This is a genomic window from Klebsiella electrica (assembly GCF_006711645.1).
GTDB lineage: Bacteria > Pseudomonadota > Gammaproteobacteria > Enterobacterales > Enterobacteriaceae > Klebsiella > Klebsiella electrica.
On record NZ_CP041247.1, the window covers coordinates 4144099 to 4156537 of the forward strand.

The 12439-nt window shown below is 54.1% G+C and carries 13 protein-coding genes; 3 read left to right on the forward strand and 10 right to left on the reverse strand.

The features are described 5' to 3' along the window. Positions 1-42: 42 nt before the first annotated feature. From iraP to Electrica_RS19875, 5 genes are all read right to left on the reverse strand, one after another. The gene (gene iraP / locus Electrica_RS19855; protein ID WP_131049918.1) at positions 43-303 is read right to left on the reverse strand and encodes an anti-adapter protein IraP; all 261 of its coding nucleotides are present in this window, start codon (positions 301-303) and stop codon (positions 43-45) included. A gap of 229 nt (positions 304-532) precedes the next feature. Then, on the reverse strand, positions 533-1525 hold the full coding sequence (gene idnR, locus Electrica_RS19860) for a DNA-binding transcriptional regulator IdnR (protein ID WP_131049919.1): 993 nt from the start codon (positions 1523-1525) through the stop codon (positions 533-535). 65 nt (positions 1526-1590) lie between these two features. Then, positions 1591-2880, reverse strand: coding sequence for an MFS transporter (locus Electrica_RS19865; RefSeq protein WP_141965236.1), 1290 nt, complete (start codon positions 2878-2880; stop codon positions 1591-1593). A 103-nt stretch (positions 2881-2983) separates the two neighbouring features. Then, complete coding sequence (gene idnO / locus Electrica_RS19870) at positions 2984-3748, reverse strand: gluconate 5-dehydrogenase (protein ID WP_141965237.1); 765 nt, start codon at positions 3746-3748, stop codon at positions 2984-2986. A gap of 169 nt (positions 3749-3917) precedes the next feature. Next, the gene (locus tag Electrica_RS19875) at positions 3918-5117 is read right to left on the reverse strand and encodes a multidrug efflux MFS transporter (RefSeq protein WP_141965238.1); all 1200 of its coding nucleotides are present in this window, start codon (positions 5115-5117) and stop codon (positions 3918-3920) included. A 303-nt stretch (positions 5118-5420) separates the two neighbouring features. Here Electrica_RS19875 and ddlA point away from each other — a divergent pair, with 303 nt between their 5' ends. Continuing rightward, the gene (gene ddlA / locus Electrica_RS19880; protein WP_100683061.1) at positions 5421-6518 is read left to right on the forward strand and encodes a D-alanine--D-alanine ligase; all 1098 of its coding nucleotides are present in this window, start codon (positions 5421-5423) and stop codon (positions 6516-6518) included. A 99-nt stretch (positions 6519-6617) separates the two neighbouring features. Here the strand turns inward: ddlA and Electrica_RS19885 are convergent, their stop codons facing one another. Beyond that, a complete protein-coding gene (locus tag Electrica_RS19885; RefSeq protein ID WP_044347132.1) occupies positions 6618-6824 on the reverse strand; it encodes a DUF2754 family protein in 207 nt (68 codons plus the stop codon). A 254-nt stretch (positions 6825-7078) separates the two neighbouring features. Between Electrica_RS19885 and Electrica_RS19890 the strand changes: the two genes are divergently transcribed. Then, complete coding sequence (locus Electrica_RS19890; RefSeq protein WP_100683060.1) at positions 7079-7381, forward strand: DUF2755 family protein; 303 nt, start codon at positions 7079-7081, stop codon at positions 7379-7381. Here the strand turns inward: Electrica_RS19890 and Electrica_RS19895 are convergent. From Electrica_RS19895 to Electrica_RS19905, 3 genes are all read right to left on the reverse strand, one after another. Beyond that, entirely contained in the window at positions 7378-8508 is a 1131-nt protein-coding gene (locus Electrica_RS19895; RefSeq protein WP_141965239.1) for a DUF1615 domain-containing protein, read from the reverse strand. The genes Electrica_RS19890 and Electrica_RS19895 overlap by 4 nt on opposite strands. Positions 8509-8546: 38 nt before the next feature. After that, on the reverse strand, positions 8547-9767 hold the full coding sequence (sbmA, locus tag Electrica_RS19900; RefSeq protein WP_131049925.1) for a peptide antibiotic transporter SbmA: 1221 nt from the start codon (positions 9765-9767) through the stop codon (positions 8547-8549). 119 nt (positions 9768-9886) lie between these two features. Then, positions 9887-10399 carry a cysteine hydrolase family protein gene (locus Electrica_RS19905; RefSeq protein ID WP_320416074.1) on the reverse strand — a complete coding sequence of 171 codons (513 nt, stop codon included), beginning with the start codon at positions 10397-10399 and terminating at the stop codon, positions 9887-9889. Positions 10400-10620: 221 nt separating this feature from the next. Here Electrica_RS19905 and ampH point away from each other — a divergent pair, with 221 nt between their 5' ends. Further along, positions 10621-11778, forward strand: a complete 1158-nt coding sequence (gene ampH, locus Electrica_RS19910) for a D-alanyl-D-alanine-carboxypeptidase/endopeptidase AmpH (RefSeq protein WP_100683056.1) — start codon at positions 10621-10623, stop codon at positions 11776-11778. Positions 11779-11796: 18 nt separating this feature from the next. Here the strand turns inward: ampH and iprA are convergent, their stop codons facing one another. Beyond that, a complete protein-coding gene (gene iprA / locus Electrica_RS19915) occupies positions 11797-12420 on the reverse strand; it encodes a hydrogen peroxide resistance inhibitor IprA (protein ID WP_100683055.1) in 624 nt (207 codons plus the stop codon). Positions 12421-12439 lie beyond the last annotated feature (19 nt).

Here is a 12439-nt window from a genome sequence, read left to right on the forward strand (position 1 = left end):
AGATGACAGTAAAATGACAGCATCCATATCCTGTCAAAAGAACTAATTACGCGGATGCCGTAACAGCTTTTTTATATATTGCTGCAGCAGTTGGGCGTCGCGATCGTCCACCAGCGGGCCGGGACTTGCCTGCTCAATAGCGTGCTCAATATCGTTAATTAATGCCTGCTGCGCATCCTGCGCCATATGGCGAAGCAGCGCCGTCACGACAACTTCCAGCGCCTCAACCTGCACCGTCAGCTCCTTTGCTTCTTCCTCCTTTTGCGCCAGCTTTACCAGTAATTCAGCAATGAGATTCTTCACAGCACTGTATCCTTATGCAGGTTCCATTATTTGCTAGTTATGTCATACATTAGCCATCAGATACCAGTATTATTTTTTAAAAATGATCGCTTATCTCGCAATATAATAAGCGAAACGTTTTGCTCATTCGCCGACCGCCACCAGGAATAAACTTAAGGCAGGCATAATACGTTGCATAACTAAATTCAATAGATAATCATAAAAAAGAATATTGCTATTGCGGTAATAATTATAACGTATCGCCATAATAGATCTGATAGGCCAAATCCACGCTATCTGGCGCATCTTTACCCACCAGACGGGCTATCAGGATTTCACTCGCCGTTTTACCGATGTCATAACGAGGAGTAATGACGCTGGCGATTTTTTGCAGCCGCGCGCGGCCAATCTCCAGCCCGTGGAAGCCGGCAATCGCTATCTCCTGCGGCACCGCAATCCCCTGCGCCTGACACTCCAGCAGCACGCCGACCGCCAGATCGTCATTGGTACAAAAAATCGCGTCAATATCCGGGTGCGACTGCTGCATTTGCAGGAACATCTGGCGGCCCAGCGCCACCGAGGAGATGGTGCGCGGCGTGATGTGATACGCCTTCAGGCCACAGGCCGCCACCGCTTGCTCTGTCCCGCGGAAACGGCTCAAATCGCGGGGATCGTCCATTGAACCAAAAAAGGCGATTTTTCGTTTGCCGCTTTCGAGAAACGCATGGGCCATATCCCAGCCGGCTTTCTCGTTATCAAACCCCACCTGGATATCGAGCGGCTGCCCGCCGATATCCATCAGCTCCGCCACCGGGATCCCGCTGGCGCGGACATACTGGATCATGCGGTCGGTGTGCTGCTTACCGGTCAGAATCAGCCCGTCGATGTTGTAGGAGAGCAAATTGAGCACTTCGCGCTCTTCACGCTGCGGATCGTAGCCGTAGTTGGCGATCAGGGTCTGATACTGGTGCGCGGAAGTGACGGATTCAATGCCAGCGAGCACATCGGCGAAAATCTGGTTACGGAAGGAGGGAATCAGCACGCCAATGGTTTTGCTGCGGGCATTGAGCAGGATTTCCGGCGCCCGGTTAGGAATATAGTTGTTCTCTTCCATGACCTTAGCGATCAATTCACGGCTGCGCTGCGATACCTGGCCCGGGTCTCGTAAATAACGGCTGACCGTCATTTTATTAAGACCGGCCAGGTTCGCGATATCCTGTAATGTCATCCGGTTGTTTTTCATCGGGTTCTCTGCGACAAACGACTCATATGCTCGCAGAGAACCTTACCACAGCCGCTTCTATTCTGTTAACCCGCAAGCTTTTTTGTCGTCGTCAGCGCGGCACTGCTGGCGTCGTTGGCCCGCACGTTGTACATCAGCACCACCGATGCCAACAGCGCGATGGCCATAAAGGTGTACGACGCGCCAGGCCCGCCCATGATGCCATTGAGATACCCCACCAGCCAGGCGCCAAGGAAAGCGCCGAGCGCGCCAAAGCTATTAATTAACCCCATCGACACCCCCGATACGTTGCGCGGCAGCAGCTCCGGGATCAGCGCGAAGAAGGGACCATAGGGCGCATACATACAGGCGGCGGCAATAACCAGCAGCCCGTAGGAGGACCAGAAAGACTGATTGCCTGTCATCCAGGAACCGAAGAACGCCACGGCGGCAATCAGCAACAGCGGCCAGATGAACAGTTTACGATTCTGGAATTTATCCGACAGCCAGGAGACCGTCAGCATCAGACAAATCGCCGCCAGATACGGCACCGCCGCCAGCCAGCCTACCGCCACGATATCCATCTGCGCCGCATTTTTCAGAATCGACGGCATCCACATCATGAAGCCATAAACCACGATACTCCACAGCGCATGGACGGCGCACAGCATAATCACATTTCGTGAACGCAGCGCCTCGCCATAGTTACGCACCGGTTTGATATGGCTCTGTTCGCTATCCATCGCCTGTTGCAGAACCTGCTTCTCCTGCGCAGTCAGCCAGGAGACTTCCGACGGTTTATCGCGCACCAGAATCCACCAGCAGATAGCCCATAGCACCGCCGGAATGCCTTCGATAATAAACATTTCCCGCCAGCCCCAGGACTGAATCAGGTAGCCGGAGACAATCGACATCCACAATACCGTCACCGGGTTGCCAAGAATCAGGAAGGTATTAGCGCGTGAACGCTCGGTTTTGGTAAACCAGTTGCTGATGTAAATCAGCATCGCCGGCATCACCGCCGCCTCGACTACCCCGAGAGTAAAGCGAATAACCATTAACATCGGAATATTGCTGACAAACCCGGTGGCCGCCGCGCAAAAGCCCCATAATACCAGGCTGAAGAAAATCATTTTTCGCACGCTGCGTTTTACGGCGTACATCGCACCGGGAACCTGAAAAAAGAAATACCCCAGGAAGAACAGAGCGCCAATAAGCGATGATGTCCCTTTAGTTATTCCTAAATCACTTTCAATACCGGCAGCGGCGGCAAAACCATAATTCGCACGATCGAGATACGCCAGACTATAGGTAATAAAAATCACCGGCATTAAATACCACCAGCGACGCGCTGGTAATTTCGCGAGCATTTGCATATGCCATCCTCAGATAAAGTGCATAATCAAACGGGGGTCATTATTTTATCTATTCGTCAGCTTTCTGGCGGCCGGACCCGGCCGCTAAAAGGCGACGCACGGCTCAAACAGCGGCGAGCATCCCGCCATCAACAAACAACAGATGTCCATTGACAAAACTGGCCGCCGGGGAGGCCAGATAGACCGCGGCGCCAATTAATTCTTCCGGTTTTCCCCAGCGCGCGGCCGGGGTCCTTTGATAAAGCCAGGCAGAAAAATCCCGATCGTTAACTAATGCCGCGGTCATTTCTGTGGCAAAATAACCCGGCGCAATACCATTAACCTGAATATTATATTCTGCCAGCTCCACACACATGCCACGCGTCAGCATTTTGACCGCCCCTTTCGACGCGGCATACGGTGTAATCGTCTTACGACCTAATTCACTCTGCATTGAACAAATATTAATTATTTTCCCCGAGCGGCGCGTCATCATATATTTAGCCACCTGCTGTGAAACAAGGAAAACCCCTTTCTGATTAACCTCAATCACCTGGTCCCACTCTTCCTCTGGAAACTCGGTGAAGGGATAACGACGCTGGATCCCGGCGTTGTTAATCAAAATATCAATCGCCCCAATCTGCGCCTCAATCCGCGCAATGGCCTGTTCAACCTCAACGCTGCGGGTGACATCAAAAGCCACGCCCGTCGCACGATAGCCCTGCGCACGCAGCGCCTGCGCCGCGTCATCTGCTTTCTGCTGCGTGCGGTCATTGATAATAATCTCCGCCCCATACGCAGCCAGGCCTTCCGCCAGCAGATAGCCAATCCCCCTGGCTGATCCGGTGATCAGCGCGCGTTTGCCGGATAAATCGAATAAATTTTTCATAAAAAACTCTTTCCCATGTACTGTTATGCGTAACTGTATACGCGTAACAGTTGTATTTTAAAGAGGGAAAAGAAGAGAAATGATTAATTTGTGATCAGGACGACATTTGTAGGAAGCGGAGATCTGAGGGCGGCATTCACGCTCGGGCGTCAATGCCGGGGGAAAGAGGCTAGGCGGCGGTACGGCGACTGCGTTGCAGCATCACGGCCAGTTGCCAAAGGTTAATCAGCACGATAACCGCGGTGGCAATAAAGACCCAGCGAAAACCGGCCATTGCCGATACCGACGCGCCAATCAGCGGCCCGACCACATTGCCCAGGTACATAAACGACTGGTTATAACCGAAAATACGTCCGGTCACCTTATCACTGCTGTATTTGAGCAGCAGAGTCTGCACCGCTGGCAGCATTGCGCCGTCGGCAAAGCCCAGCAGGAAACGCAAAATGCCCAGCTGCAGCGGGGTGGTGACGAACGACATGGCGAAGAACATCACCACCGCGCAACACAAGGTGGCCAGCAAGATGCGCGAGGTGCCGATGCGATCGCCAAGTTTGCCTAAACGCGGCGCGGAGATCAGCGCGGAAACCCCGGGCACGGCGGCAATCATCCCGGCGAGAAAGGCGATATTGCTGCTGTCCGGCGCCATTGATTTGATAAACAACGCCAGTATGGGACCGATAGAGCCATTGCACAATTGAATGACCAGGGTTGTGAAAAACAGGCTAATCACCAGCCCCGGATAAGGCAGCGACGCCAGCACTTCCCTGCCGCTTAAGCGTAAGGCCTTGCCGGTTTGCGGCCTTACGCCCTCTTTAATCAGAAATAGCGTGACGAGAAAACTGACCGTCAGCAAAATCGCGGTGATAAAAAAGACCGCCCGCAGCCCGACATGGTCGGCCAGAAAACCGCCCAGCAGCGGTCCGCCAATAACCCCGCTGATTTGCGCCGTCGAAAGCGTACTGAGCGCCCAGCCGCTGCGTTCCCGTGGCACCTGGGAGGCCACCAGCGCCATCGCGTTGGGAATATAGCCTGAGGTCAACCCCATCACCGCACGCAGGATAAACAGTTGCCAGACGTTAGTGGCGAAGGCCTGAAGCAGAATGGCAATCGCCATGCCCAGGGAGGCGCGCAGCAGCATCAGCTTACGCCCTTTACGATCGGCCAGACTGCCCCACATGGGTGAGACAATAGCCGACACCAGGAAGGTGACGCTGAACGTCAGCCCCGACCACATCGATAGCGCCTCGTGAGACGTCACGCCGAGCTGGGAAACATAAAGCGGCAAAAAAGGCAGAATTTGACTGATAGCCAGGCCGGTGAAAAAACAACCAAACCAGACGGAGATGAGATTGACCTTCCAGGATTCCATAACTACACGTATTCATTAATTTTTTGTGAATTATTACCTAGCTTAGCAATTTCCACTCATCGACGTATTACCAGAGATGCGCTGATGCTGAGTTTAGTGTTTTATCGCTCGATAACACTTTTTGTCGAACATTATCAGGACTAACCGCCGCCCCCTCAGCGCGTTCTGCTGACGCGCCGGGCACCGGGGACGGCAATCGAACAGCTTTTAGCCTGCCGTTTTCCGCATTCAACATTCTGGCAGCCATGCGTGCATTGCACATGCTATGTTATGTGTTTTGTTGTCATCAGGATGGAAGTTGAAATGGCTAAGCTGAGGGTTGGGATCGTTTTTGGCGGTAAGTCGGCAGAACATGAAGTGTCGCTGCAGTCGGCGAAAAATATCGTTGAAGCAATTGATAAAACACGCTTTGATGTCGTTCTGCTCGGCATTGATAAACAGGGGCTCTGGCATATCAACGATGCTGGTAACTATCTGTTAAACCCGCAGGATCCTGCCCGTATCGCGCTGCGCCCTTCCGACATCACGCTGGCGCAAATTCCCGGTCGTGACGCGCAGCAGTTGATTAACGCCGACAGCGGCCAACCGCTGGCCGCCATCGACGTGATTTTCCCGATTGTCCACGGTACCCTCGGGGAAGACGGCTCGCTACAGGGCATGCTGCGGATGGCTAATCTGCCCTTCGTCGGTTCCGACGTCCTCGGCTCCGCCGCCTGCATGGACAAAGACGTCACTAAGCGCCTGCTGCGCGATGCCGGACTGGCGATTGCCCCATTCATCACTCTGACCCGCGCCAACCGCCAGCAGTTCAGCTTTACGCAGGTGAAAGACAAGCTTGGCCTGCCGCTGTTTGTCAAACCGGCCAACCAGGGCTCTTCGGTCGGCGTCAGCAAGGTCAACAGCGAAGAGCAGTACCAGCAGGCGGTCGCGTTGGCCTTTGAATTCGACCATAAAGTGGTGGTGGAACAAGGAATTAAAGGACGGGAAATTGAGTGTGCGGTGCTGGGGAACGATCATCCTCAGGCCAGTACCTGCGGCGAAATCGTCCTTAACAGCGAGTTCTACGCCTACGATACCAAGTATATCGACGATCAGGGGGCGAAAGTGGTGGTTCCTGCGGCCATTGCCAGCGATATCAACGATAAAATCCGCGATATTGCCGTTCGGGCCTACCAGACGCTGGGATGCAGCGGCATGGCGCGCGTTGATGTTTTCCTGACGGAAGAAAACGCGGTCATTATCAACGAAATCAATACGCTGCCAGGTTTTACCAACATCAGTATGTATCCGAAGCTGTGGCAGGCCAGCGGCCTGGACTACACCAGCCTGATCAGCCGGCTGATTGAACTGGCGCTGGAGCGCCATGCGGCAGACCGTGCGCTGAAGACATCGATGAACTGATTGTCTTCCCGGGTGACGGCGCGTGGCGCCTTACCCGGGTTATCTGAGGCGCTGCGCCTCAGTCCCGGCACAGCTCCCGCCACGGCGGGCGTGTCCGGCCTACGCTTCCTCAACCCCGGTCTGGCGGCGGATAATCTTTCCGGCAATCCAGAAGCTAATCACCCAGGTCACCAGCCCGACGGCATAGGATTGCCAGCCTTGCGTTTCAAAGCCCAACAGCCCCACCACGCCGTTCAGTATAAAAATTAATCCCAGCGCAAACGCGTAGTAATGCCAGTCACGGCGGATTTTTTCAGTGAGTTTCATAACCCCTCCGACAACAAAAAAGGCATCTTCGCACAGCCGGAATCCGCGGTCTGTAGCCCCGGAGAGAATTATCACACATTGGGATATCGCTCTAAGTTCCGCAAAATGATCCGCCCACCCGCTCCCGGCCAGAAAACAGGAATATTCCTGGTCGTAAATTACCAGCAATCTGATACTGAGAACCCCTTCCCGCTGCCAGAATCATCGCTATGCCACGATGCAAACCAGCAGATCAGTCAAGTTCGGAGGGGAAGATGGCTGAGTTCGCCTTTTCAAAATCACTTATTGCCGCGAAAAAAAGAAGCGCCATCACCCGCAGCAATATTGCCTATGCCCTGTTTGTGCTGTTCTGTTTCTGGGCCGGCGCGCAGATGTTAAGCATGCTGGTACATGCCCCCGGTGTTTTCGAGCACCTGATGCAAATCGAAGACAGCAGCTCGCCGCGAATTAAGATTGGGCTGGCGGTGGGGACCCTGTTTGGCCTGATCCCCTTCCTGTTCGGCGGCCTGTTGATCGGCATGTTGGGGCTTATCCTGCGCTGGAGCGATAACCGCTAGCGACGCGCCATACAGCTGGCCCGCCTTTCATCGACCCGTTTCGCAAACCAGGCCGTGGTCAGATTACGCGTAATCTTAGGGCTCTCAAGCTGAATCCCCGGCAGTATCTCTCGCGGTAGCGCTTTGCCTGCTTTCTTATCCGCCAGACGGAAAACCTGCTGATACAGCTCGGTTTTCTCAAACGCCAGGCTGTCGCCTTTTTTCAACTGCCGGTGGATGTCATCATCGCTCATCGCCAGCTGCCCGGCTAAACGGCGTACCGCCAGCTCCGTCGTCCCTGCGTCATCGCTATCATAACGAATTAAATCACCGTCCAGCGCCAGCTTCACGCCGCTCGCTTTACTGACGGCATTCTGAAACGCCGCATTGCGGCTGGCATACCAGCCCGCGTTAAAGTCGGCAAAACGATACAGCGGCGCGCTGTAATTCGCCGGATAGTTGAGCAGGTGCCAGGTACCAAACCACAGGCCGCCGCGCAGGCTGAACACTTCCTGGCGCACGGTGCCGCTGATTTTCCACGGATAGCCATCGGTATGCTGTTCGGCAAACGCAATGCTCACCTGCATCGGGCCGCCGGTATGCACCGGGTTAAGTGAGCCGAACAGTTTCTGCCCCATGGGCACCATGCCGATAAAATCGTCAAACACAGCGCTAAGCTGCTTTTCCGTTTTCACGTTATCCAGCCGCTCGCTGTAGCTTTTGCCGTTGGGTGACGGAATTTTCAGCGCCGTGTGCACAAGGAAAACCGGGATGTGCATCTTCCCGGCCCGGCGGTCTATCTCTTGCCAGGCGATTCTGCTCAGCCCCGGCACTACCGGATCGGCTTGATAGTTGGACTCCTGCTGCGCGACGGCCAGCACCGAACAGACGTTCTCCTCCGTCGGCGCCAGCTTCTGGCTGGCGAAGGTTTTGGCAATCGCCTGCGCCCACTCGTCCCTGTCCTTCACGCTGGCGGGCATCTTTTGCCGCACCACGGCGGCCACGTCAACGGCCTTTTCGCCCTCTTTCAGCGCCGGCGCTGTGTTGCTGGTACAGGCACTCAGAATCCCCCCAGCCAACAGCGTCAGAGCGCAGGAAACCCGACGTGGTACCGCGGTTGTTCTGCACTGTCCTTGTCTCTGTATCATCCTTCAATCTGCCTCTGCTATGGGTAGGGTTCGCTAAATCAGTTCAACGTCTGGGTGACGGGCTGCAGCTCTTTACCATCGAGTTCGTGTTCAAAACTACGCAGACGTTTGTAGATGGACATCAGTTCCACCAGCGTCGTCCACGAGCTAATCAGATACTGGAACGAGCCGCGTACCTGGCCGAACACGTTGGTAATCTGCGTCATCAGGCCCAGCGTAATCGTACCGGCAACGATCGACGGAAACAGCAGGAACAAACCGAAAACATTATCCACCTGCAGATAAAGAATGCGGGCGATGTTGAAATACATGTAGTGGAAATAGAGGCGGAAATAGTTGCGACGAACGGCGCTAAACAGCTCGCGCACCGTCGGCGGCGTGGCGCGGGATTCATCATCTTCGCCGTACACCAGCTCTTTACGATACGCCGCTTCCACGCGTTGGTTTTTAAATTCCAGTCCCGGCAGTTTGATCCCCACAACCGCCAGCATACCGGTACCCATCAGTGACCACACCACCGCAGCAATCACCAGGCCATACGGCAGATGACCCACAATCGGTAGATCCGGCACATGTTCAGACAGCGTAACCAGCACCGGCAGGAAGGCAATCAACGTCATCACGGCGTTGATAAAGCTCACCCCCATATCCTCGAGAGTGGAAGCAAAGCGCATGGTATCTTCCTGCACACGCTGAGCGGCACCTTCGATGTGGCGCAGGTGATGCCAGTGGGCCATATAGTGTTCGTTCATCGCCGTACGCCAGCGGAAAACGTAGTGGCTGACGAAGAAGTTGTTCATCACGCCGATAATCACCGCGATCACCGCGATCCCGAGGAACACGCCGGTTTCCTGGTAAAACTGGTTAATGCTGACTTTATGCGGCGTCGCCAGCGCGGACTGAATCAGATCGTAGAACGGCGCGTACCAGGCGTTGATCGCCACCCCGACTTCCACCAGAAACCAGGTTACGAAGATGATCAACGAGGTGCCAAGAATTGACCAGTATTGCCAGCGGTGTGGACAGAAGGTAAACCAGAACAGCGCAAAAACGCCCACGCAGAAAACGTAGTAGGCGTAAAACACCAGATAGTTCAGCGACCAGAATCGCGCAGCGCTGATGGCAACATTTTGTGATGCCCCGGTTAAACGCAGCAGCCAGTCGCCACCGCCCGCCTGCCAAAAGATCACTGCAAGCAGCGACCAGACAAAGGCAGAGAGAAAAAACGGCCCCGGTTTGGGGAAAAAAGATTTAAACATCATGTACTCCTGCTAACTTCTTTATCGTTCTGGCTATGCTGTGTGCCACGAGAGCGCCCGCCGCATTGCTGTAGCAGTCTGGGGAGGACGGTCGGATGATGAGACCAAATATCAGCAGCTTAGTTCGTCTGCCATTCGGCCAGAATTGTTTCTATGGATTTCACGCGGACAGGATTGCCGGGTACGGTAAGCGTACGCCAGACATCGTTGTAGTGATCGATAAGCGTTGTGGCCTGCGCAGCCGGACGGTTGGCAGTGGTATGCGCATCTTCGGCAACGGTAATTGCATAGCCGCGGCTGGCGCCGTTTTTGATGGTGGTATCGACACAATAATCGGTCGCACAGCCGCAAACCACGAACTGCTGGATCTGCTGCTCGCTCAGAACCTGCGCAAGACGTGTTTTATAGAACGCATCGCAGGCGGTTTTGGTGACATAGAGGGCGTCTGCGGGTTGTTCCAGCTCCGCCAGCAGCGCAAAACCTTCACTCCCCTCTTCCAGACCATCGTCCTCGGCATGCTGGATAAAAATCACGCGATCCGCGGCGCGAATCAGACGGTTAATATGCGCGACGCAGCGTTCGCGCTCAATACGCGGCGTCGCAAAGACGCCATTTTGCATATCTACTACCATCACTACTCGTTGAGCCGCCATATTTCTCTCTCGTCACCCGATAAATCAAACGCTCATCATACCCGCCCGCCGGGGAAAGAGGATGTCCGAAAGCATAAAAAAGTCCTTTTTACGCACGGTTACGTTTTTATGCTAAATATTGCCGTTATTCCACTTCGTTCAGCCGCGCTTCGTAGTATAAATATGCCCTATATATTTTCTTATGATTATGGATACCCCAGTTGAAACGTAGTCTGCTTATTTTTGCTGCGCTGTGTGCGGCGTCATGGACATCGGTCCAGGCAGCTCAACCGATCGTTGACCCGGAATTTGCCGCTAATGTTGTCGATCGTTACGCAAACCATATCTATTATGGTAGCGGCGCCACCGGCATGGCACTGGTGGTGATCGACGGCAATCAGCGTGTGTTTCGCAGCTTCGGTGAAACGCGTCCGGGCAATAATGAGCATCCGCAGCTGGATTCGGTTATCCGCATTGCTTCGCTGAGTAAACTGATGACCAGCGAGATGCTGGTAAAAATGCTCGATCAGGGCGTCGTGAAGCTCAACGACCCGCTCAGCAAATACGCGCCGCCGGGTGCCCGGGTGCCGACGTATCAGGGCACGCCGATTACGCTGGTCAATCTGGCGACTCACACCAGCGCGCTGCCGCGCGAACAGCCCGGTGGTGCTGCCCATCGTCCGGTCTTCGTCTGGCCAACGCGCCAGGATCGCTGGTCGTGGTTGTCGACTGCCTCGCTGAAAGCCGCCCCGGGTTCGCAGGCCGCCTACTCCAATCTCGCGTTTGATCTGCTGGCAGACGCCCTTTCCACCGCGGCGGGAAAACCTTATCCGCAGTTGTTTGAAGAACAAATTACCCGGCCGCTGGGTATGAAAGACACCACCTTTACGCCCTCACCGGATCAGTGCCGCCGGCTGATGGTCGCCGAGAAAGGCGCCAGCCCGTGCAACAATACGCTGGCGGCGATCGGCAGCGGCGGCGTCTACTCGACGCCAGGCGATATGATGCGCTGGATGCAGCAGTTCCTTTCCTCCGATTTCTATACCCGCGGGCAGCAGGCTGACCGTATGCAGACATTGATTTATCAACGTAGTCAGCTAACACGGGTTATCGGTATGGATGTGCCGGGCAAAGCCGACGCTCTGGGACTTGGCTGGGTCTATATGAAACCGAAAGATGGCCATCCGGGGATTATTCAAAAAACCGGCGGCGGCGGTGGATTCATTACCTATATGGCGATGAATCCGCAGGCGAACGTCGGCGCGTTCGTGGTGGTCACCCGTTCATCGCTGACCCGCTTTAGCAATATGAGCGACGGTATTAACGATCTGGTCAGCGAACTCAGCGGCGGGCAACCGGCGCCGATCCCGGAATCCTGATTTAGTCTCGCGACCAAATTAATAATCTGCAGGCAAATGGTTGATGCTAATCAGTTTGCCTTTATCCATCTCGATATATCCGCCCTTGCGCAGGGCGGCAAGTACCTCGGCAACAACAGAGCGTGAAATACGCGTTTTTTGATGAATATAATTCATTACCCCAATACGAAAACGCAATTGTTCATCCCAGTCAATCATCGACAGCAGCGTCGCGCGAATTTGTTCATAGGAATTATGCCCAATCAATTGCAAATCGCGTTGTTCCATAATACGACTATGCCATACCAACCAACAGAATGCGTCGCGCCACAAATTATTCTGTTCAACTATTTTAAGCGCTTGTAAAGAAGGAAGATGGTAACCCTTACATTTCCCTTCCGTCATTAATTGATATCGCATCTCATTTTTCATCACGCTATCAGCCAACCCGATAATAAAAGGAGCCTGGGTGATGCCAATGAGGATATTTTCGTTTCTACGCAGAGAAATCACGCCTTCCAGAATGACAACCGTTTCGGCGCAATGTATATCATTAACGAATATAAGCTGTTTTTCACGACAAAATTCGAAGTGAGTGCCATATCTGGACAAGTATTGATCTAGCTGACCAAATGCATCAAGCGGTTTACTCAGCGATAACATTGATACGTTCCTGACAATA